This window comes from Arthrobacter sp. ov118 (assembly GCF_900116495.1).
Taxonomy (GTDB): domain Bacteria; phylum Actinomycetota; class Actinomycetes; order Actinomycetales; family Micrococcaceae; genus Arthrobacter.
On sequence record NZ_FPAY01000005.1, the window covers coordinates 23137 to 44988 of the forward strand.

18 protein-coding genes and 1 pseudogene are annotated in these 21852 nt (G+C 65.7%); 8 read left to right on the forward strand and 11 right to left on the reverse strand.

Annotation, left to right across the window (positions count from 1 at the left end; all coding sequences use genetic code 11):
• The first annotated feature begins 87 nt into the window (after positions 1 to 87).
• Positions 88 to 918, forward strand: a complete 831-nt coding sequence (locus tag BM372_RS11110; RefSeq protein WP_090955177.1) for an IclR family transcriptional regulator — start codon at positions 88 to 90, stop codon at positions 916 to 918.
• A 44-nt stretch (positions 919 to 962) separates the two neighbouring features.
• Here BM372_RS11110 and BM372_RS11115 read toward each other — a convergent pair whose 3' ends face one another.
• The 6 genes from BM372_RS11115 to BM372_RS11140 form a co-directional block, all read right to left on the reverse strand.
• A complete protein-coding gene (locus BM372_RS11115) occupies positions 963 to 2471 on the reverse strand; it encodes a glycoside hydrolase family 43 protein (protein ID WP_090955179.1) in 1509 nt (502 codons plus the stop codon).
• Between the two features lie 5 nt (positions 2472 to 2476).
• Complete coding sequence (locus BM372_RS11120; protein WP_090955181.1) at positions 2477 to 4783, reverse strand: family 78 glycoside hydrolase catalytic domain; 2307 nt, start codon at positions 4781 to 4783, stop codon at positions 2477 to 2479.
• Positions 4784 to 4858: 75 nt separating this feature from the next.
• Positions 4859 to 5866: an oligopeptide/dipeptide ABC transporter ATP-binding protein gene (locus BM372_RS11125; RefSeq protein ID WP_090955183.1), complete on the reverse strand. Its 1008-nt coding sequence runs from the start codon at positions 5864 to 5866 to the stop codon at positions 4859 to 4861.
• The gene (locus tag BM372_RS11130) at positions 5863 to 7920 is read right to left on the reverse strand and encodes a dipeptide/oligopeptide/nickel ABC transporter permease/ATP-binding protein (protein WP_090955186.1); all 2058 of its coding nucleotides are present in this window, start codon (positions 7918 to 7920) and stop codon (positions 5863 to 5865) included. The genes BM372_RS11125 and BM372_RS11130 overlap by 4 nt, the downstream gene beginning before the upstream one ends.
• Positions 7917 to 8870, reverse strand: coding sequence for an ABC transporter permease (locus BM372_RS11135; protein ID WP_090955188.1), 954 nt, complete (start codon positions 8868 to 8870; stop codon positions 7917 to 7919). The genes BM372_RS11130 and BM372_RS11135 overlap by 4 nt, the downstream gene beginning before the upstream one ends.
• A 55-nt stretch (positions 8871 to 8925) precedes the next feature.
• A complete protein-coding gene (locus BM372_RS11140) occupies positions 8926 to 10479 on the reverse strand; it encodes an ABC transporter substrate-binding protein (protein WP_090955190.1) in 1554 nt (517 codons plus the stop codon).
• Between the two features lie 220 nt (positions 10480 to 10699).
• On the opposite strand from BM372_RS11140, the gene BM372_RS11145 reads away from it, so the two are divergent.
• The gene (locus BM372_RS11145; RefSeq protein ID WP_090955192.1) at positions 10700 to 11953 is read left to right on the forward strand and encodes a glycoside hydrolase family 1 protein; all 1254 of its coding nucleotides are present in this window, start codon (positions 10700 to 10702) and stop codon (positions 11951 to 11953) included.
• Between the two features lie 76 nt (positions 11954 to 12029).
• Here BM372_RS11145 and BM372_RS11150 read toward each other — a convergent pair whose 3' ends face one another.
• The 3 genes and pseudogenes from BM372_RS11150 to BM372_RS11160 form a co-directional block, all read right to left on the reverse strand.
• Entirely contained in the window at positions 12030 to 12494 is a 465-nt protein-coding gene (locus BM372_RS11150) for a universal stress protein (RefSeq protein ID WP_090955194.1), read from the reverse strand.
• A gap of 45 nt (positions 12495 to 12539) precedes the next feature.
• Positions 12540 to 12773: pseudogene (locus tag BM372_RS11155) on the reverse strand (hypothetical protein); the annotation flags it as partial.
• Positions 12774 to 12842: 69 nt separating this feature from the next.
• A complete protein-coding gene (locus BM372_RS11160; RefSeq protein ID WP_177235970.1) occupies positions 12843 to 15488 on the reverse strand; it encodes a helix-turn-helix transcriptional regulator in 2646 nt (881 codons plus the stop codon).
• A 144-nt stretch (positions 15489 to 15632) separates the two neighbouring features.
• Here BM372_RS11160 and BM372_RS11165 point away from each other — a divergent pair, with 144 nt between their 5' ends.
• Complete coding sequence (locus tag BM372_RS11165) at positions 15633 to 16190, forward strand: potassium channel family protein (RefSeq protein ID WP_090955198.1); 558 nt, start codon at positions 15633 to 15635, stop codon at positions 16188 to 16190.
• 357 nt (positions 16191 to 16547) lie between these two features.
• The gene (locus tag BM372_RS11170) at positions 16548 to 17885 is read left to right on the forward strand and encodes a hypothetical protein (RefSeq protein ID WP_090955200.1); all 1338 of its coding nucleotides are present in this window, start codon (positions 16548 to 16550) and stop codon (positions 17883 to 17885) included.
• On the opposite strand, the gene BM372_RS11175 is transcribed toward BM372_RS11170, so the two are convergent.
• Both BM372_RS11175 and BM372_RS21050 read right to left on the reverse strand, forming a co-directional pair.
• Positions 17872 to 18702, reverse strand: a complete 831-nt coding sequence (locus BM372_RS11175; protein ID WP_090955202.1) for a class II glutamine amidotransferase — start codon at positions 18700 to 18702, stop codon at positions 17872 to 17874. The two genes, BM372_RS11170 and BM372_RS11175, sit on opposite strands and share 14 nt — an antisense overlap.
• Positions 18703 to 18861: 159 nt before the next feature.
• Entirely contained in the window at positions 18862 to 19167 is a 306-nt protein-coding gene (locus tag BM372_RS21050; RefSeq protein WP_256214204.1) for a hypothetical protein, read from the reverse strand.
• On the opposite strand from BM372_RS21050, the gene BM372_RS21055 reads away from it, so the two are divergent.
• The 4 genes from BM372_RS21055 to BM372_RS11195 all read left to right on the forward strand — a co-directional run bounded on the left by BM372_RS21055 (position 19154) and on the right by BM372_RS11195 (position 21842).
• Entirely contained in the window at positions 19154 to 19435 is a 282-nt protein-coding gene (locus tag BM372_RS21055) for a hypothetical protein (protein ID WP_256214205.1), read from the forward strand. The two genes, BM372_RS21050 and BM372_RS21055, sit on opposite strands and share 14 nt — an antisense overlap.
• 68 nt (positions 19436 to 19503) lie before the next feature.
• The gene (locus tag BM372_RS11185) at positions 19504 to 19890 is read left to right on the forward strand and encodes an SHOCT domain-containing protein (RefSeq protein WP_090955207.1); all 387 of its coding nucleotides are present in this window, start codon (positions 19504 to 19506) and stop codon (positions 19888 to 19890) included.
• Positions 19891 to 19985: 95 nt separating this feature from the next.
• Positions 19986 to 21140 carry an AI-2E family transporter gene (locus BM372_RS11190; protein WP_090955209.1) on the forward strand — a complete coding sequence of 385 codons (1155 nt, stop codon included), beginning with the start codon at positions 19986 to 19988 and terminating at the stop codon, positions 21138 to 21140.
• Positions 21141 to 21179: 39 nt separating this feature from the next.
• Positions 21180 to 21842, forward strand: a complete 663-nt coding sequence (locus BM372_RS11195; RefSeq protein ID WP_090955211.1) for a GAP family protein — start codon at positions 21180 to 21182, stop codon at positions 21840 to 21842.
• Positions 21843 to 21852: the final 10 nt, after the last annotated feature.

Here is a 21852-nt window from a genome sequence, read left to right on the forward strand (position 1 = left end):
GTCTTTCATTGGTTGAAATAGTATTGTCGGGTAGCTCACCATTGAATCGATTCGACGGCAAGGAACCAATGCCATGACTGTTCTGCCATGACTGTCCAAGCAGACAGGGACGCCGCACCCGCCCGTGGCAAGCGGCCCAAGCAGGGCGAGCCCGTCATTGACCGGGCGCTCAGCCTGCTGGCCGTTTTCTCCGACCGCCGCCGGGCGCTCACCCTGTCCGAAATGGCGAGATACGCGGACATGCCTGCCCCCACGGCGCTGCGGTTGATTGCCCGGCTGGTGGCCTGGGGAGCGCTGGAAAGGCTGGAAGACGGGCGGTACGTGGTGGGGGTCCGGCTCTGGGAGGTCGCGTCACTCTCGCCCCGCGGCCACGGGGTGCGCGAAATCGCGCTCCCCTACCTTGAGGACCTGTTCGAGGTCACCCGGCACCACGTCCTGCTGGCCGTCCGGGACAACGAACAGGCTGTGCTGATCGAGCGGCTGTCCTCGAAGGACGCCACGGAAGTGGCCTACCGGGTGGGCGGCCGGGCGCCGCTGCGGTCCACCGCCATCGGGCTGGTGCTGCTGGCGGGTGCGGACCAGCAGTTCCAGGAGACCATCCTTCGGAAACCCCCGGAGAACGAACCGGGGGTGGACCACCTGCCGGAGGGCCAGATCAGGCGGACCCTCTCCGACGTGCGGCGGACCGGCATCGCGATGATCCGCCGTTCCGTCCCGTCACGGACCGTGTCCGTGGCGTCGCCCATCTTCGACGCCCAGGGGTCGGTGGTGGCCGCCCTGTCCATCGTGGTTCCAGACGGCTCCACCCCGGCGAACGTCCTGGCCCCGGCAGTCCGGGCATCCGCCCGGGCGGTATCCCGCAACCTGGGTTACCTGGCGGAGGTGAGTACAGGCGTGCGCACGCACTCGAAGGAGTAGGCTCAACGGTCGCGGACCAGGCCGACCTCACCCCCATTCGGGCATCAGCTGGCCGGCTCGGCCGGTCCGTCCTTACCGCTGTAGCGCAGACGCCGTATCAGGACTTCGCCTTCGACGGCGTAGACGCCGAAGGCCCGGCCCGTAAACGCCTTGGCAGTTTCAAATGCCCAGTGCCTTCCGTCGAGTTCGGTAAGCAACACGCTTTCCGCGCTATCTTCGGGCCCTGCGGCCCGTACGAGGAGGCGGATTCTGTCGCCGCCGACGGCGCCAGCGCTGAAGTCCCGCGAGGGAGGTGTCGTGAGGATCTCCAGCTCAATGTCACCGGGGGAAACGATGGCCTCCCAGGCGCTTTCAAAACTGGCGACTACAGCGCGGGCGGTGACCCTGATCGCGTCCCCATCCTGTTTGGCTTCGATGCCGAACCAGTTGTCCTCGGCGTTGCGCACGGCGATCCCGCCAGTGCCGGAGCCGACGTCGAGGACCACCCGGCATTCGACGCCGAGGTGGCGCTGCCGCTGGGCGAGAAAGCTGGGCCGGCGTGAACTCAGCGGGTTGCCCTCTCCCCTGATGACAAGACCCGCGGGTGTGGCTGCTGCAAATTCCGAAGGCATTCTGCGCACAGCGATCCAGGCGGGATCTTCCAGGCCCGCGCCGTTGCTGAAGTCGTACTCAACCTGTTCCGTACGCGCGCCGGCCAGCTGCGGCAAATGAGGATGAGGCCAGCCATCGACCCAGTCCACCGTGGTCAGGAACGTCTCCCGGCCCAGGGGTGAGAACGCCTGGGTGAGGCCCACTGGACGTACGCCAAGAAGGGTCATGGCTGTCCCGCCGTCGGAACGTTCGAACAGGTCTGCGTGTCCGGTGTTCTGGACTGGTGCGCCTGTCCCGGCCGCGGTGAGGATAGGGTTGTGCGGTGCCGACTCGAAGGGCCCGTAGGGTCGGCGTGAGCGGGCAACAGTGACGGCATGGCCTCGGTCGGTCCCGCCTTCGGCGGCAATAAGGTACCACCAGTCGCCACGACGGTAAAGGTGCGGCCCTTCGGGCGAGTACAGCCCACTGCCGGACCAAAGGGGCCTTGGTGATTCGATCGCTTCTCCCGTCCTAAGGTCGACCCGCACCTGCTGGATCGCGTCGGGGTGTCGGGCAAACGTAACGTAGGCGACGCCCTCATCGTCCCAGGCGAGATCGGGGTCGATGCCGTCGACGGCCTCGATGACGGTCCCGTCGCTCCAGGGCCCGGCGGGGTCGGCTGAAGTGAACAGGACGCACCCCCGCCCCCCGAGGAAGACCGAGACAATCAGGTAGAACATACCGTCCCGAAATCTGAGGGTCGGCGCCCAGACTCCTCCGGGCGTCGGCACTTCGGCCAGTTGGACCTGATGCTCGCGCGTCGCTACGTGACCGACGAGCTCCCAACTTTCCAGGTCCTTGCTGTGATAGATGGGGAGCGCTGGAAGGTATTCGAACGACGAGGTGGCAATGTAGTAGCCGTCTGGCGTGCTGACGATGCTCGGATCGGGGTTGAAGCCTGTGAGGATGGGGTTGGAGTTCATGGGCTCTACCTCACCAAAACGTCGTAGTCGCCAGCGAAGCTGTGGATGCCGCCGCCCACGCTGCGGCGCTCCCCGCCCGGAAGTTCGATGTCGGCCTCCACGCCCTCCGGCACGGTCGCCTCGACCTGGAGCGCGCCGCCGTCGAGCCGCCATTCCACGCGCACGGTGCCGTGCGGAGTTTTCAGCGACGTTTTCGCCCAGTCGATGCCCTCTCCGGGCTGCGGCGCGATGAGCACTTTGGCGTAGCCTGGGGCCAACGGCCGGATGCCGCCAATGACCTTGTGCATCCAGTCGGCCACCGCGCCCAGGGCGTAGTGGTTGAAGCTGGTCATCTCCCCGGAGTTGATGGTGCCGTCCGGCAACATGGAGTCCCAGCGCTCCCAGACGGTGGTCGCACCCATGGTCACGGGGTAAAGCCAGGAGGGGCAGCCTTCCTCCATGAGTAGCCGGTACGCCTCGTCCGCGTGGCCTGTGTCCGTGAGGGCACCCGTGATGAACGGCGTGCCCGCGAAGCCGGTGGACACCCTGTAGTCATTGTCCCGGACCAGCGCCGCCAGGCGGTTGCCGGCGAACTCGCGCTGGCTGCTGGTTTCCAGGAGGTCGAAGGCGATGGCCAGGGCGTAGACGGTGGTGCAGTCGCTGTGGATGGTGCCGTCGGCGGTGACGTAGTGCTCGGCAAAGGCGGCCCGGACCCGGGCCGCCAGCTGCTCGAAGTGCTCGGCGTCATCAGTTTTCCCCAGGAGCCGGGCCGTCTGGGCTGTGATGGAGGCGGTGCGGTACAGGCAGGCGGTGGCCACAACGCCCGTGTCAGCCTTGGCGGCCCACGGCTGGTCCGGCGCGGCGTCCGGGTCCAGCCAGTCGCCGAACTGGAAGCCGGAGTCCCAAAGACCGGTGGATGAGAGCAAGCCCTCCACGCGCCGGGTGTGCGCGGACATGGAGCCATACTGGTTCCGCAAGACGCTGTCATCGCCATAGGCCTCCCAGAGTGCCCAGGGCACCCAGACGGACGCCTCACTCCACAGGGCGGAGGATTCCAATTCCGGGAATCCGGGCGGCGCGGGGCAGTACTTCAAGGCATCGGGCACGGTGATGGGGACCAGCCCGTCGGCGGCTTCCTGCTCTGCGGCCAGGTCCAGGAGCCAGTCCTGCAGGAAGCCCTTGACGTCGTACAGGAAGGCGGCCGTCGGGGCGAACACTGCGATGTCCCCGGTCCAGCCGAGCCGCTCGTCGCGCTGCGGGCAGTCGGTGGGCAGGTCCAGGAAGTTGCCTTTGAGTCCCCAGACAATATTGCGGTGCAGCTGGTTCACCAGCGGGTTGGAGCACTCGAATTCCCCGGTGCGTTCCAGCTCGGAATGCACCACCACTGCTTCCAGCGACCCCTGGGTGAGCGTTCCGGGCCAGCCGGAGATCTCGGCGTAGCGGAAACCGTGGAAGGTCTTCGTGGGTTCGAAAAAGTCTTCCCCGCCGGACAGGATGAACGTGTCGGAGGCCTTGGCCGTGCGCAGCGGGCGGGTGCCCAGCTCGCCGTCCTCGAGCACCTCGGCGTGCCGCACGGTGATCGCGGCCCCCGCCTTGCCGCGGACGGTGAAGCGCAGCCAGCCCACCAGGTTCTGGCCGAAGTCCACCAGGGTCTTGCCGCTGGGTGAGGTCAGGATTTGCACCGGTTTGACGACGTCGGCGCGCACCACCGGCGGGCCAACCGGCTCCGCCAGCCGTTCGACGTCGAACTCCAGCTTGTGGACGCCCGACCAAGCGGCGACTGCAGAGTCAGCGGCTACTGAGACGGCGGCATTGAAGTCGGGCTTGTCCCATCCCTCCGGATTCCGGCGGGCGTCAATGGTCTGCCCGTCGTACAGGTCGTTGGCCATCGTGCTCGACGGGCCGGCCTGCCACGTGGTGTCCGAGGCTACGGACTGGACGTGGCCATCGGCGTATTCGATGTCCAGCTGGCCAAAGAACCCCAGCTCACTGCCGTACAGGCCGGACAGGCCGTGCCAGGCCAGGCGTCCGCGGTACCAGCCGTTGCCGAGCTCCACACCCAGCACAGTGGACGACTCCAGCAGGGCGGTCACGTCGTAGGTGCGGTAACGCAGGCGCCATTCGTAGGAGCTCCAGCCCGGGCTCAGGACGTCGTCGCCCACAGGCGTCCCGTTGATGAACGCCTGGTAGATGCCGTAGGCGGTGGCACGCAAGGTGGCCGTTGCCACGGCTCCGTGGCCTTCCGCCAGGGCGAACTCCTTGCGCAGCAGCGGGGCGCCGTCGAAGTCCTGGTCGGGTGAAATCATTGCGGCGTGCCAGGGTGCCAAAGTCATGGAGTGGTCTTCCGTTTCTGCTGTGTTGGTCGGTTCGTGCTGTGTAGCGGCCGGGCTGCGTAGGTCGAGGCCTGGTCAGGAGTAGTGGCAGGCGACGTCGGATTCGCCCACAAGGCGCAGGGCGGGGCGTTCGTCGCGGCAAAGGTCCGTGGCAAGCGGGCAGCGCTGCCGAAACGGGCACCCACCGGGCGAGGCGGTCGTGGCGGCGGCCGTCCGCACCCCGAGGGATTCGCGGGCTTCACGGCGCTGGGCCTGCTCGGCGGGCCGCGGCACGGGTGACGCCGCGACGAGGGCTCGGGTGAAGGGATGCTTGGGGTTCTCCGTGACGGCGGCGGCCGGGCCGCTTTCCATGACCTGGCCCCGGTACAGGACCACCACCCGCTGCGCGAGGAACTGGACCACGGCGATGTCGTGGGCGATGAAGAGGTAGCTGAGCCCGCGCTCGTCCCGCAGGTCGGCCAGCAGATTCAGGACCTGCGCCTGGGTGGAGAGGTCCAGGGCACTGACGGCTTCATCGCAGACCACCAGCTGCGGATCGCAGATCAGGGCGCGTGCCACCGAGATGCGCTGGCGCTGGCCGCCGGAGAACTGGCTGGGATAGCGGTCCACAGCTTCCCGCGGCAGCCCCACTCGTTCCAGCATGTCCTCGGCCCGCGCCCGTGCCTCCGCGGCGGACACGCCGCGGAGACGGAGCGGGTCCATGAGGGAGGCACCCACGGTGGTGCGTGGGTTCAGCGAGGAATTCGGGTCCTGGAAAACAGCGCGCAGTTCCCCGCCCAGAGCCCGACGCCGGCCCGCACCAGCGTGGGTGATGTCCTCACCCCGGTAGGTGATGGAGCCGCCGGACACGTTCTGCAGGCCCAGGATGGCCTTGCCGATGGTGGACTTGCCGGAGCCTGACTCCCCCACCAGCCCGACGGTTTCGCCGGGGCGGATGGTGAAGCTGACACCGTCCACGGCTGCCGGTGCGGCAGCGGCCTTGCGGCCGCGTCCGTAGCGGACCACCAAATCCCTGACCTCCAGCATGGGTTTGGTGGGGAGGGCCGACGGCGATTCCTGGCGTACTGGTGTTTCGATGCTCATGCCAAATCCTTTTCAACGATTTCCAAGAGCCGGTGCGTCGGGACTTCAGTCGCGACCCACTCCAGGCCCTCAACGGCCAGTTCGTCAGCCTTCACGCAGCGGACCAGGCCGTCGCTGGCCCCGGAAGGCAGCAGCGGGATGGGAACCGTGCAGGCGGAGCCGGCAAACTGGCAGCGCGCCGCAAAGCGGCAGCCGGTGGGCCAGTCCTTGGGCTGCGGAACCTGGCCGCTGATCGTGGCCAGCCGTTCAGGCATGTCCTCGGCGGCGTTGGTGTGGGGATCCGCCGCCAGCAGCGCCAGGGTGTACGGATGGCGCGGGTTATCCAGGACGGCCGCGGTTTTGCCGTTCTCCACCACCTGCCCGGCGTACATCACCGCCACCTGATCGCAGATGTCGGCGACGACGCCGAGGTCATGGGTCACCATGACCACTGACATGCCGGTGTCCTTCACCAGTGCCCGCAGCAGGGACAGGATCTCGGCCTGGACCGTAACGTCCAGGGCGGTGGTGGGTTCGTCCGCCACCAGCAGTCTGGGCCGTCCGGAGAGTGCCAGGGCGATCGCCACGCGCTGGGCCATGCCGCCGCTGATCTGGTGCGGGTAGGTCTTCAGGATCCGCTGGGCATCAACAATCCCTACCTTCTCCAGCAGGCTGAAGGCTTCCTTGCGGGCTTCCGACTTGCCCACCTTGCGCAGCCGGCGGATGGCCGCCGTGAGCTGGTAGCCCACGGTGAACATCGGATCCAGGGCCCTCATGGGCTCCTGCGAGATCAGGGCGATCTCGCGTCCCCGGATGCCCTCCATGTCCTTGTCCGTCGAGGCCGCGAGGTTCGTTCCGTTCCACAGGATCTGGCCGCCGGCAACTGACACGCCCGAGGGCAGCAGGCCAAGGAGGGAAAGAGCGGTCATGGTCTTGCCGCAACCGGACTCGCCCACCAGACCCAGGACGGTTCCCGGTTCGACGTCGAAGGAGATGTCCGTGACCAGCCGTACGCCGTGATCCACGCCCACGGACAGGTTGCGGACGCTGAGCAGGCCCTTCGCGGAAACGACCTGCGACGGGATGGGAGCCGATGCGGTGGCGCCCACGGCGGCCTTCACTGACTTCATCCGCTGCCGGCGGGCGGCGGCGGAGGGCAGGTGTGAGGCGGTGGTGTTGGGGGCCTTGCCCAGCGCATTGCCGACGGCGTTGGCTGCGAGGACAGTCAGGGCCAGCACGGCGCCAGTGGGCACCATAAGCCATGGGGCATCGTAAACGTGCTGGGAGGCGCCCTGGATCATGCCGCCCCAGCTGGGCTCCGGAATGGGCGGCCCAAAGCCGATGAAGGCCAGTCCCGCCTGGATAAGCATGCCCACGGCGAAGATCAGCGCGCACTGAACCACGATCGTGTTGGTGAGGCCGGGGAGGACGTGCCGGATGCTGATGCCCAGCGGGCTGACCCCGTCCACTTTGGCGGCGTCAACGTAGAGCTGGGACTGCAACGACTTCGCCTGGCCCAGGATGACCCGGAAGATACCGGCGGAAATCAGGACGCCAAGGATGGCCATGACAACGGGGATGTTCGTTCCCACGGCACCAATGACAGCGAGGATGATGACCGTCCCGGGAAGGGACATCATGATCTCTGTCGCCCGGCTGATGATTGCGTCCGTTCGGTCACCGCCGGCGGCTGCGACCATGGCCAGAATAGTGCCGAGGCCGACGCCGACGATCACCGTGATCATAGACGTTCCGAGGGTGCCAGCCGCGGCCGCAAACGTGCGGCTGAGGATGTCGCGGCCCAGTTCGTCAGTGCCCAGCCAGTGCGCGGCCGTCGGGCCGGAAAGGACGGCGGTGAAGTCCTGGTCCTCCGTTTTGAAGGGCAGCCACAGCGGTGCGGTCAGCGAAGCGGCCATCAGTGCGGCCAGCCAGACGAGGCCGGCAACACCGCCGGGCGAGGTGAACAGCCGGTGGGAACCGAAGCGGGTCATGGCCGCTTTCGCGCCGGATTTGGGTTGGACGGCGGTGGCCGGCACCGCTTGGTCCGCCGGTGCTGGGGCAACTGAGGGAATCATGAGGCACGCAACTTCGGATCGAGGAACTTGGTGGCGAGTTCCAGCACCAGGTTGACGGCGACCACCACGACGGTGGCGATCACCACCACGCCCTGCACGGCCGGGGCATCGTGGGTGCTGACGGAGGTCTGGACTGCCTGGCCGAGGCCCGGCATGGCGAAGAGCTGCTCGGCGATGACCGAGCCGCCGAACAGACCGATGAACTGCAGGGCGATGCCAGCCACGATAGGCAGGCTGGCATAGCGCAGGGCGTGGACATAGAGGATCTTCCAGGTGGGCGTGGCCGTTGCCCGGAGCGTCCGGATGTGTTCCTGCTGGAGGGCCTCCAACATGGAGGCGCGGGTCTGGCGGGCGATGAACGCGGCGCCGCCGACAGCCAGGGTGAGGACGGGCAATGCCAGTGACATCGCCCAGTCCTGTGGTGACACTTCAAACGGCACGTAGCCCGTGGCCGGGAACACCGAGGCCTGAACGGCGAAAAGGTAGACGAAGATGACGCCAATCCAGAAGGCGGGCAAAGCCACCAGGAGTCCAACGAATCCTCCGATGGCCCGGTCCACCACACCGCCGCGGACTGCGGCGGTGACGCCCAGCCCGATCCCCAGGACGGCACTCAACACGGTTGCGCCGGCTGCCAACGCGGCCGTGACGGGAAGCCTGTTGGCCAGGTCGGCGCTCACGGAACGGCCGTCGATGAGCGAGACGCCCAGGTTGCCCTGCACGGCATCGCCCAGCCAGCGGAAGAACTGGGCCAGGAGCGGGTCGTTCCAGCCGAGTCGCTGGTTGACTGCATCGATGGCGTCCTGGGAGGCGCCAGCGCCGAGCGAGACAGCTCCCGGGCTGCCGGGCATTGCGTGCACCAGCAGGAACGCCAGCACCGCAACCACAAGCACGGTGGCTAGCGCCATGAGCAGGCGCTTGGTGATGAATAGTGCCATGATGACCTCCATCGGTCAGAACTTGCCGGACGGGTCCTCTCGGGGACCCGTCCGGCAAGTTCAGGTATTAGCTGGTCGGTGCGTAGGAGGAGAGCAGCGGGTAGGCGTTGGTGCCTGCGAACTTCACTTCCTGGACCTTCTTGGTGTTGTAGCCCTGGTTGGTCAGGGACTCGTACAGCGGGACCAGCCAGCCGGATTCGACCAGGCGGGTGTTCAGCTTGGTCAGCGCTGCCTTCTTGGCGGCGTCGTCCTTGGCGGCGGCAATCTCACCGGTGGCGGCGCTCAACTGCTCGTCGGTGGCCTTCTGGACGTTGGTGAAGCCGCTGAGGATGGCCCCGTACATCAGGCCGATCGGGTTGTCCCAGCTCAAGGGTGCGTACCCCAGCGGCGTGGTGGCGACGGCGGCAAACGCTTCGTCGGTGGAGGCCGCCATTTTCACCTTCATGGTGATGCCCACGGCGGCCAGGTCCTTCTGGACTGCCTGCAGGTCGGTCTGTGTCTGGGCGCCGGCGATAATGGTGAACTCGAATCCGTTCGGGTAGCCGACCTCGGCGAGGAGGCTCTTGGCCTTGGCCGGGTCGTACGCGAAGGTGGTCTCCAGCTCCGGGTTGAAGCCTGCGGAGTCCTTCGGCAAAGCGTTCCAGGCCGGGACGTCACCCTTGTGCAGCGCATCCACGAGGGCCTTGCGGTTGATGGCATGCTGGATGGCCTGGCGGACTTTTTCGCTGGCAAACGCGGGTGCGGTCTTGCCGGTCTTGTCGAAGGAGATCATGGTCTGGACAGTGCCGCCGATCTGGGACACGCCCACGCCCTTGGACTTGGCGAAGTCAACGGTCGGGGAGGTCAACTGCGCGACGTCGGCCTGGCCGGAAACCAGGGCGTTGGCCCGGGCCTGGGGGTCAAGGATGACGCTGAAGACGATCTTGTTGTAGGCGTACTTGGCGGCATCAGGGCTCTTGTCGTTCTTCACCATCACGTACTTGTTGCCCTTGACGGAGGCAGTGGTGTCCAGCGTGTACGGTCCTGAGCCGGCCGGGGCTGTGGCCAGGCTGGCGCTGTTCGCGATGCCGGCCTTGCCGACAATCATGCCCATGGTGGAGGTGAGGTTCTTTTCGAATCCGGGCTGGGGCTTCGCGAAGGTAATGGCCACCTTGGTGGGGCTGACCACGTCCACTTTAGTGATCTCCTGGGCGCCGCCCTTGGCAATGGCCGAGTAAGTGCTCAGGGCAGGGTCGGTGCGCCGGTCGAAGTTGGCCTTGACCAAAGCTGCATCCAGCGTGGAGCCGTCCGTGAAGGTCACGCCTTGCTTGAGGGTCAGCGTCAGCACCGTGCTGTCAGCGTTGTATTCGAAAGCGGAAGCAAGGCCGGGCCCCACGGAGCCATCCGGCTGAAGGGTCATGAGGTTGTCGTACAAGCCCTCCATAAATTGGCGCTGCGCATCAGAAACGCGGATGGGGTCGTAGCCGAAGGAAGCGGAGTCGCTTTCTACGGCGATCGTCAGCGTGCTTTTGTCAACGGTGGCTGCCTGGCTGCCGCCGCCGCAGGCGGCCAGGGATCCCATCAGCAGGGCGCCGGCCAGAATGGCCGCGCCGCCGCGTGTGGTGGAGGTCAGAAGTTTCATGAGTGCGCCTTCGCATTCTTCTATGACAACGGAGTGGACGTCTGTGGGGCCCGGCAGGTAGCCGGCTCCCTTCAAGCATCAGACGCGCCCAATTGGCACCCACATCAGAATTTCATTGGTTGAAAAAGTATTGTGGCGCCGGTCACTGACGCGGGCAGAATCGATGAAGGGCCAACGCCCAGGGCATCCCAAGCCGGGTGCCCTTCACGAAAGGAACCCTATGACCAGCACTTTTCCGTTCCCGCAGGACTTCCTCTGGGGTGTCGCCAGCGCCGGACACCAGGTCGAAGGAAGCAATGTCAACAGCGACACCTGGTTCCTCGAGCACCTCCCCGGCAGCATGTTCTCCGAGCCTTCAGGTGACGCCGTGGACCACTACCACCGCTACCGCGAGGACATTGCCCTGATCGCCAGCCTCGGGTTCACCAGCTACCGCTTCTCGATCGAGTGGGCGCGGATCGAGCCGGAGGAAGGACTCTTCTCACAGGCCGAGCTGGACCACTACCGCCGCATGCTCGAGGCCTGCCACGAGCACGGCCTCACCCCCGTGGTCACCTTCCACCACTTCAGCTCACCGCAATGGCTCCTCGCCGTCGGCGGCTGGGAGGGTCCGCGCACGGCGGAACTCTTTGCCCGCTACTGTGACGGCGTAATGGCGCACCTGGGCGACCTCATCGGCGTCGCCTGCACCTTGAATGAACCGAACCTGCCGTGGCTGCTGGAGTCCTTCGGCATCGGCGGCGTAGCACCGGAAGACCGCGGCTCCGTGCCGGTATGGGCCGCAGCTGCCGAGCGCCTTGGCGTGGATGCCAGCACCGTCGCTGCCTTCCAGTTCTGTTCAACCGAGGCCGCGTTCGATGTAAAGCTGGCAGCACACCGCGCCGCCACCGCCGCCATCAAAGCCCGCCGGCCGGACCTTCTGGTGGGCTGGACCCTCGCCAACTCGGACATCCAGTCCATCGACGGCGGCCAGGAACTTGCTGACCAAGTGCGCCGCGACGTCAACGAGCGCTTCCTGGAGGCCTCCCGCGGTGACGACTTTGTGGGGATCCAGACCTATGGTCGCACCGTTTACGGCCCCGACGGCCACGCCCCCGCCCCGGAAGGCGTAGAGACGAACCAGATGGGTGAGGAAATCTATCCGCAGGCCCTCGAGGCCACTATCCGGGAGGCTCACCGCATTGCCGGCATCCCGGTGATCGTCACGGAAAACGGCCTGGCCACCGAAGATGATGCCCAGAGGGTGGACTACCTACGGGTGGCGGTGGATTGTGTCGCTTCCTGCCTCGCCGACGGCATCGATGTCCGCGGCTACATCGCCTGGACCGCCTTCGACAACTACGAGTGGGTCTTTGGATACGGGCCGAAGTTCGGCCTGATCGCCGTCGACCGGGTCACCCAGCAGCGGACACCCAAGCCGAGTGCATATTGGCTGGGCCGCCGCGCGCACGCACAGGCTGTCCCGGCGGCCTGACGAGGAACCAACGGCTGTGCGCCGTCGCCGGGACCTCTTGACAGGCCCGGCGGCGCGCCCTGTCAGTGTTGGGCCGTCAGTGTTGGGCCGCCGAGGTTTTCGGACGGACCACCAGGACAGGGCACGGCGAGTGGCTGGTGACCTGGGTGGAGACCGAGCCGATGTGCAGACCGGCGAAGCCGCCGTGACCGCGGCTACCCAGGATGACTAGGTCCGCTTCCCGTGCGGCCCGGAGAATGGCTGACGCTGCGGAATCATCCTTAACCGTCTGCGTCACGACGTTCACGCCGGCCGCGGCCTTCGCCGCCGCCGCGCTGAGGGCCGCCGCTTGCCGCTCCGGGGAGTCCTCCGCCACGACTTCCCCTGCCGCCGTTTCCAGCAAAGCCGGGTACCACGACATCGGCGCTTTGTTCCAGACGGTCACGACCCGCAGTTCCGCCTCACGGTACCGGGCCTCTTCGATGGCCCATTCCAGGGCGTCGTGCGAATGTTTCGAGCCGTCAAACCCGACCACGATTACAAAGGGATCCGCGTTTGTCATCGTTCCAGGCTCTCACCGTCGGTTTCGGGGTGCCAGAGGCTTCTGGCTCCCCGTGGACCGCAAGGCCATTCCCTCACCGCGGGCAGCCAAGTACACCAGCAGGGACAGGAAAGGAATGAAGATCAAAAAGAAAATCCACACCGCCTTCCACCACCCATCCAACTTATGATCACGGAAAATATCACCAATCACGGCGAAGAACGCCAACAAGTAGGCAAGGAACACGAACGCACAGAAAAACCACCACAGAATGTCCCAGAAGCTCTCCCAGAAATTCATGCGGCTCCCCCACCTTCTTTGGGATCGGTTTCCAACGACAACTGAGCCGCCTTTGCACGGTCCAGGGCTTCAGACAATGCCGCGCCGGGCCGCGGTCTTCAGGGCATCGCGCCGGCTTCCCGCGCCCAGCTTGCGGTAGATCGACCGTTCGTGGGTCTTGACAGTGTTCACCGAAATGAACAGCGCGTCGGCAATTTCGGCCGCGGTCATGATGGAGCGCATGTAGGCAAGGACCTCTCGTTCACGCTCAGTCAGGTTCCAGTAGGACTGCGCCCGGAGCCGGGGACCGCCGTGCGTGTCGCGTGCCATCAGCGCTGCGATGAAGGATTCATGTGCGGTGCCCCAGACAGCGTGCTGCACGAGCAGATCAGCCAGTTCGTCTCTCCGCTCGGCGAAGGGCCGGAGGATCGATGCGGGCTCGGCCCGTTCCACCGCGTGTTCAAGCCGCTCGTGTGCCGCCGCCGTGTCCCCCGCCCCGTGCGCGAGGAGCGCCTCGGTCAGGCTCAGACAGGTGTCAATATACGGGTTCCGACGACGATCGGTCAGTAGCTCGGCACAGCGTTGGGCGGTGGTGGCTTCCCCGCCGCGGCGAAGCAATTCCGCCAGCAACGTGTCAGCCAGTGCCCCGTGCCCGCCGGCACCCAGCGGTTGAATGATGCCCAGCGCGCCCTCCAGGTCACCCTTGGCTTCGGCCACCTTCGCCACGGCTACGGTGTACAGTGCATTCCACGACACGGCGTACTTCCCCCGCCCGTGGAACTCCTCGAGCGCCGCGCTAGAGTCAGCAAGCCGTGCCAGGTCGCCGGTGGCACAATCAACCAATACGCGGTAAATGGCGCTGAGCGGGCCGGACGGGAAAAACTCGCTACCCAGCCTCTGTGCTTTGGCGAGGCAAGTACGCGCAGCCTTCAGCTCGTCGTTCCAGTAGCGTGCAATGCCTCGCCCCAGCCACGCCGGAGCCAGCCGTTCCTGGGAACCCCAGCCCAGCGCTTCAACCCGCCCCAACGCCTGTGTGGCGTGCTCGTCGGCTCCGGCCAAGCCACCAGCGGCCGCGAACGCCAACGCGAGATCGGCGTGGGCGCAGATGTCCAACGCATCCAGCTGCTCCGCGTTGCCGATGTCTCCGGTTGCCTGCAGCAGGGCCGTCGCGAGCTCGCCGCTGCGGTGCAGCCGAAACTCCGCCTGGGCAAGGAGGAAGAGTCCCGTCGAGCGGGGGGCGGACCGGCGGCCGCCCGGTAGGTCGGCGGTCGTCCGGCCATCATCTCCCGGGGTGGCGGGGTGGTCCGCGCGGCCACCGGCAGGCAGCAGATCGAACAGGGTCCGGTAGCCATCAAACGTCCGGCGGCGGGTGGCATCCAGTACGAAGGTCCGGGACAGCGCCCTCCGGATGAGCTCGTCGGCTGCGGCGTTGTCGCCAGCCAATGAACGGCAGACGGACCGGATCATCAAAATTTCGGGGTCCTCGCCCCACGGCGTGGGAAGGTCCCGGCACAGCCGTTCCAAAGTCTGGGCGTCATTGCCGAGCACGAACTCGAGCCAGTGGGCGCCGAGGGACATCACCGCCTGCCGGGGTGCACGCCCCTTCAGCGTCTGGGCAACGCCCTCCACGACGTCGGCGTCCTGGTAGTACCGGGCCGCAACGCGGTGCAGGCGCTCGGCAAGAAGCGGGTCCCGCCTCTCCTGGATTCGGCGGCACTGCTCCGCGAAGAGCGAATGCCAGCGGTACATCGATTCACCGCCGCGGTAATCGTGCTCTTCGATGAAGAGGCCGTTGCGCAGGCATTCCTCAAGCAGCACGCTGCCATTGGGCCGGCCGTAGAGTTCGACGGCGAGTCGGCGGCCGAGCCAGTCGCACGTGGTGGCCCGCAGGATGAACTCCGCGAGCGACGGGTCGAGCTGGTCGAGGATCTCTTCAGCGACGTAATCGGCAAGGGGAATGTGCGCAGGCGTGGCGATCGGCGTTGTGGGCGGGGCGTTGCGGGACTGGGCCAGTGACACAAGGCTCGCGTGCACGGCCACCGGCCAGCCCGCCGTCGCCTTCCAAAGAGATCCGGCGTCGAACGCGGGGTCCTGCCCCAGCGAATATGCGAACTGGGCAACTTCCTCCCGCGTGAAGGCCAGTTCGGCGGCGCCAAGTTCGCCAAGTCCCTCGCCATACCGGAACCTTTCGAGCTGGATGGACGGGTGGCCCCGTCCCGAGAGGACGAGCCGCAACGGAGGCGGGGCGGACGCGGCGAGCACCCCGACGATGCCGTCGGCCAGCCCCGGCCCGGCTAAATGCACGTCGTCGATCACGAGGACGATGGGCTCAGTGAGGTGTTCGAGCGCCCCTAAAAGAAGGTCGTAGGAGGCCGTCCGGCCGTGGGCAAGGCCCTGGTCGAGCGCCAGCAACGAGTCGTTGCCAGGCAGCGGCAACTTGTTTGCCGCTGCCTGAATCGCACTGACTACGCCGTGAAACAGCCGTTCGGGTTCAGTATCGAACCGGTCGAGGGACAGCCACGCGCAGGGCAAATCACAATTGCGGACCCAGTCGCCCAGGAACGTGGACTTGCCATAGCCGGCCGGAGCCGCGACAAGAGTCAGGCGGTGGGAATCGGCCGCCGCGGACAATGCGTTTTCCAGGCGCGGACGCTCCAACGCTCCGAGGCCGCGGACAGGTGGACGGATCTTGAACTGCGGACCTGGCACCCATCCGGCGTTCTGCGTCTCTCTCACGTTCCACATGCTAGGCCGACGAAAAAGGCCTCCAACAGGGCGCAAAGACCCCTTATGCCCTCCTCCGTGGTGCGGCTTTTAAGACGATGAAACCACCCAAAATACGGCGCGGCCCCAATTGCGTGGTCGGCGGTATCATCAGTCATGGCTACGAAGTGGGGCAGCCACACCGATGCAATTTTCCTCCATGAGCTCGGCAAGGCCGACCGGAGGCACGTCCTTATCATCGCGACGGTGCGCCTGGTCTCATTCACGGTCGTAATCCTGGCCCTTTATTACCTCGTTCCCATAGGTGGATTCAAAGACGATCCTGCGGCCGCGTGGATCCGGCTGGCGGCCATCCTCTTGGTCTTTTTAGCTAGCCTTGCCTTTCAATTGCGTTTGATACTGACTGCGCACATTCCCCAGCTTCGGGCGGCCGGCGTAGTGGTCGAATCCGTTCTCATGTTCCTGTGCCTTTTCGCCTGGCTTTACGCGTCGATGTCGATTACGGACCGTTCGTCCTTTAGCGAACCTCTGGACCGAACAGACGCCCTGTATTTCACCACGTCTACCTTTGCCACTGTGGGGTTTGGGGACATCACACCGACGAACCAGCTCGCACGGGCAGTCGTGTCGGTCCAAATGATTGCGGATCTGGGCGCACTCCTGTTGATCGCCAAAGTGGCCTTCTTCGCGGCGGGCCGACGCCTGGGCCGCTAAGCCGCTTGTCCGCCTCCCCCGCCTCATAACCGGAAAGGGATGAGGCCTTCGACGAACCGCTCGGTTAGGGCTCCGATAAACGGTGGCACGGCGGAACAGATCACCCAGTGTGGGTGGGGCCGCCCCGGCACACCAAGGGCACAATGAAAATGACCATGAGTGCCCACAGCCGGAACAGGAACAGTCCTCATGTCCCTCCAGGATCAATCCCCGAGCCCTCACAGCCGGGAACAGGAAGAAATACTGCGGCTACGGGCAGAGGTTGCCCGATTGCAGCTTGAGCGGGACGGGGCCCGGGCGGCACCCGCAAAGCCATCCGGACGGCGTCGAGGCCTGGGTCGATGGATAGCGGCCATCGTGCTGGTGGTCCTGACGGGAGTGTTGGCCTGCGCTGCAGTGCCGGCCCTCTACCTGCGCAGCGAAGTCATCGATACCGATCACTACGTGGCCACAGTGGCGCCCTTGGCGTCGGACCCGGCGATCCAGGCCGAGATCACTGACAAGGTCACCCAGCAGATCACAGAAGCGGTGGACTTCCAGACCATCACCAAGGATGCGCTGAATGAACTCAGCAAGACGGCGCCACGGGTGGCTGCGGTGATCACCGGGCTTGCACCGATGATTGCAGAGCAGACCCGGTCACTCATCCACTCCACCGTTGCCAAATTCGTAGCCACGCCGCAGTTCCAGGGTCTTTGGGTCCAGGTGAACCGGGTAGCGCATCAGGGTCTGGTGAACCTAGCCACGGGAAACGCAGCCGGGGGCACCGTCAATATTGACCAAAGCGGGACAGTGACGATCTCAACAAAAGAGATTGTCGCCCGGGTCAAGACCCTCCTGGTCGAGCAGGGGGTCGGCCTCGCCGCGAGGATCCCGGACATTGACGCACAGATCACCCTGTTCCAGTCGCCTGAACTGGTCCGGGCCACGAGCGCCATCAGGACGCTTGACCAGTTGGCCCCAGTGTTGGGGTGGCTGACGGCGATTAGCGCCGTAGGGGCCATTGCCGTGGCCCCGGGGGGCAGGAAACGGAGCACCATCAGCGGCGTCGGTCTGGCCGTGGCGGTGGCCATGGCGTTGCTGGCGCTGGCACTTGTCATCGGGCGGAGTATCCTGCTGAACTCCATCCCCCCGGATGCTGTCTCTCCGGCGGCGGCGGAAAGCCTGGTCGAGACACTCCTGGTGCCTCTGCGCACCAGCGTGCGCCTCGTGTTCGTCGTGGGCCTCCTCATTGCCGTGGCCGCATTTCTGAGCGGGCACTCGCGCCCTGCGGAATATGTCCGGCACGCTCTGGCGAGTGCGGGAGACTACATCACCGGCAAAGTCGGCGCCGGTCAGGCCAGGCCGTGGCAACGCTGGCTGGCGCGCTACCGGCGGATCCTGGAAGCCGTCATCGTCGGAATCGCTGCGCTGGTCCTGATCCTTTGGCAGTACCCGACGGCGGCCGTCGCCATCTGGACAGCGGTGCTCGCTGTGCTGGCCATTCTCCTGGTCGAACTGCTGTGCCGCCCCGCCCTTGCTCCCGGCCCGGGCGGCGAGCCCGGCAGTGGGCCCGGCGCCGAGCCCGTCACCCCCGTCAACCCGGCCATGAGTGGGTCCGGCGCCGTGCCCCGAACCGCGGGCGGTCCCGCTGCAGAGCCGAATCCCACGGCTCCGCTGCCCGGGAACCTGCCCGGGGACACTAAGCCACTGTAGCCGTGAACGGGAACAGATCTTCCCCGGCTCCATGCACCACCACGCACGTAGACTCCGGGATTTCCCGCCACGCACCGCGCAAATCCCCCAACGGTTCCGAGACAACCAGGCGGGCATCGTCGGAAAGCTCGTGAAGCATGGGGTTGTCGGGGTATTGGACGCGGAGGGTCGATACGTCCGTGCTGTGGAAGAGCGACCGCGACCGGCCTTCACTCGAGTAGCGGAACGCCCAAGTGGTGTCGCCGTCGGTGGTTGCCACGGTCATCTGAATCGGGAACTCGATGCCGCTGCGCCGGCCGACGTCTTCGATGAGCCCCACCGCGGCAGCGACACCCGAACGCGGATCCTGCTCCAGCCCGAAGGTGAGGGCGAGGAAGAAGAACAGCTCCGAATCCGTGGCCCCCTCGATCTCCGGAAAGAGCGAGGGCTCCACGGCCATGGCCAATTCGCGCTTCACCGCCGGAAAATCCGAGATGAGCCCGTTGTGCATCCACAACCAGTTGCCGTGGCGGAACGGATGGCAGTTGGTCTGCTGAACGGCCGAGCCGGTCGAGGCACGAATGTGCGCGAAGACGCGGCGCGCCGAGGCCTGGCCGGCCAGCTCGCGGAGGTTGCGGTCATGCCAGACCGGCTCCGTGCTGTGGAACAGTCCGGGATACGGCTCGGATCCGTACCAGCCGACGCCGAAGCCGTCCCCGTTGGTGGTTTCAACTCCCAGGCGTGCGTGCTTGCCCTGCATCACAAGCGAGTTGGCGGGTTTGTACAAGAGCTCATCGAGCCTCACCGGCGAACCAGAATACGCGAGCCAACGGCACATGGCGTCCTCCCTCTACTGTGGACTGAAGTCCATCACGGGCGCAGGAGGCACACATCATCACCCGGGGGTGAGAATTGCCGAAGGGGGCCGCATCCCCTGCGCACCGCCAACGGGAGGCTCGACCGTGCCCTGATCATGGGAAAATGCACGGCACCAGGATCACCCCCAGCGGGTGACGCGCCCGGGTGTGCCGAAGCAAAGACTGGTGGTACCTGCCAGTACCAGCGCTGGCAGGCGAAAGCCCATGGAGATCGCAAAAGCTCTGAAAGAGGGGCCCCCGATGTCGTTACCACCATCAGTCACCGCGCGTTTGATCACTGTCGCGGCAGCCCTCGCGCTGCTCACCGGCTGCAGCCCCCCCAACACGAGCACGCCAACCACCAGTCCCAGCGCTGGCCAGACGAAAAGCGTTTCCCCAGCTTGCGCCGCAGCCAGTGCGTTCTCCGCAGCCTTGACGAACTTCAAGGACACACTGAAGCCAAGTTCCACGGTGGAGCAGATCCAGTCCGCGCGGGACCAGGTCCGGACCGCGTACGACAATCTCGTTACGGCAGCCGCCGACGCCGCCAAGGGCCGGGTGGACGCCGTCAAAGCGGCGGAAGAAAAGTTTGTTGCCGCTGTGAACGCCGTTCCCAACGACGCCACCGTGTCCCAAGCCGCAAACTCGCTGCGGGATGAAGCCGCGAACGTACAGGGCGCCCTCAGCGACCTCATGAATGAGGTCAAGTGCTAGGCGAACCCGACAGGACACCCGTGCACACCGTTGAAACAGGAAAACCAAATCGAATTTAGGACTACCAAATGGACTTTTTTGAGGACTTCTGGAGTATCTTCTGGTGGTTATTCTGCGTCTATGCGATCTTCGCCTTCCTGTATGCGTTGTTCATGGTGATCACAGACCTCTTCCGCGACCACGAACTTAGTGGCTGGTGGAAGGCCGTCTGGATCGTTTTCCTGGCCTTCGTTCCGTTCCTCTCCCTGCTGGTGTACATGGTTGCGCGCGGCAAGGGCATGGCTAAACGGGGAATGGCCCAGGCCCGCAAGAACCAGCAAGCAACTGATGAATATATCCGCCAAGTCGCCGCTGCGAGCCCGAGCGCCGAAATCGCGAAAGCCAAGGCGCTCCTGGACGCCGGAACCATCAGCGCGGCAGAGTTTGAACACATCAAGAGCAAAGTAGTGGTGTGACCCAGGCTGGACGGCGCCTTCCCCGGCCGGCGAACTCACTACGCATCGCGCCTGGCCAAACCTAAAATGGGGCTAGGTTGAACAAGGAGGGCTCAATGGGGCCGGAACCATCGGAATCCGATCCACGTCCGGCCCTCCCCCGCTCCGTGACCATCCTTCTCGCCCTGAGCGGCGCAACCATTGCTGCGTTCGGTGTGGGTGCGGCCCGGGGAATCGTAACCCCTGTCTTTTTCGCATTTGTACTCACGCTCTGCGTCCATCCCGTGCGACGGTGGATGCAAGCACGAGGAATTCCCCGGGGCATAGCCACCGGGACCACCATCGCGGCCGTCTTCGGGTTGCTGACCGCCTTCGTTGCGGTCCTGCTTGCCTCACTTGCGCAGTTCTCCGCGTTGCTGCCCCAATATGCTCCGCAGATCGCGCAACTGGGTGCCACCTTCGCCGGGTGGCTGGAATCTGTCGGTTTCGGAGCGGAGCAGGCCAAGGCCGTTCTGGACGGGGTCACTCCCGGCGGCATCATCGACTTCCTTGGCGGGCTCCTGGGGAGCATTGCGAGCGTGGCGGGCGGCCTCGTTATCATACTGACGATGCTCATCCTCATGGCGGTGGAAGGCTCTCGCGTACCGGCCATGCTGGCCAGTCTGAACAACCACCGGCCGGCACTGGTCTCCGCGCTCAACGGCTTCGGAACCGGCGTTCGCCGCTACATGGTCGCCACCACGGTCCTCGGGATCGCCCAAGGCCTGTTCAACTGGCTAGTCCTGGTCATCCTGAATGTCCCCGGCGCCCTGTTGTGGGGGTTGCTTTCCTTCATCTGCAGCTTCATCCCCAACATCGGCTACTTCATCGCTATCATCCCCCCGCTTTTCTTTGGATTCCTCACCGGTGGTTGGCCTACCGTTCTGGCCATCATCGTCATTTATGGCGGGATCAACAGCGTCGTCCAGTCCATCATCCAGCCCAAGTATGTGGGGAACGCGGTTTCGCTCAGCGAGACTCTGACCTTTGTGTCCGTTCTCTTCTGGGCCTTGCTCCTGGGCCCGGCCGGGGCCATTCTGGCCGTCCCCCTGACGCTCTTTATTCGCACCATCCTGCTGGATTCGGACCCGTCCAAGTCATGGTGGCGGCCTTTGACAGGTGACCAGACGGACCTCCAACTGACCCTCCAGCAAGAAGACGACGCGATCCGCGCCCGTCGTGCCCGGTCGCGTCGGGGACGCCCGGGCACCGGCAGCGCGCCGAAGGCATGACGTGCCGTCAAGGTGGCGCCGGGGGCAGGTGACAGCCGCATGCTGAGCACCATTCTCAGCCTGATTCTCTTCGCCCTTGCAGGGGCGATGAGCACGGTGCCTGCCAGCGCGACAATCATGATTCTGCTCTCCCCGGACCCCCGCCGCGGCGCCCTGCCCTTTCTGATCGGCAGTCTGGCAGGATCGGTCGTGGTGGTAGGGCTTTCGGCAGTGGGGCTGCAGTTTCTGCCGGTCAGGCCCCGGCTGAGGGACGAATTGCTGGCCTCGATTGGCCTCCTGGTCGGCGTTGCCCTTATTGGCTACTCCATCATCCTCTTTGTGCATAAGAGCCGGTCAGAAGGGACCATGCTCAGGAAGATCGAGTCGAGGTTCCGTTCCGCCCCGTCTTGGGAATTCCTCGCCCTCGGACTGGGCCTGAATCTGCGCCCCAAGGCGATCCTGCTGGCGGTCACGGCCGGCGCGCTGATCGGCATTCAGGACCCCCCGCCGCTGCAAGGCACCTTGCTGGTCCTGGCCTACGCCGCTGTGGCCCAGTCCGCCGTCGTCGTTCCGATCGCCGTCTGGTTGCGCTCGCCGGAGAAGGCCCAACGGCCCCTAACCGCCCTCTACAACTGGCTGCAGCGCAACGGGCGCAGGATCGCCGCCATCGGGACGCTGGCCATTGGGCTAGTCGTCGCGGGTTACAGCCTCTTTCTGCGCTGATAGGAAGTCC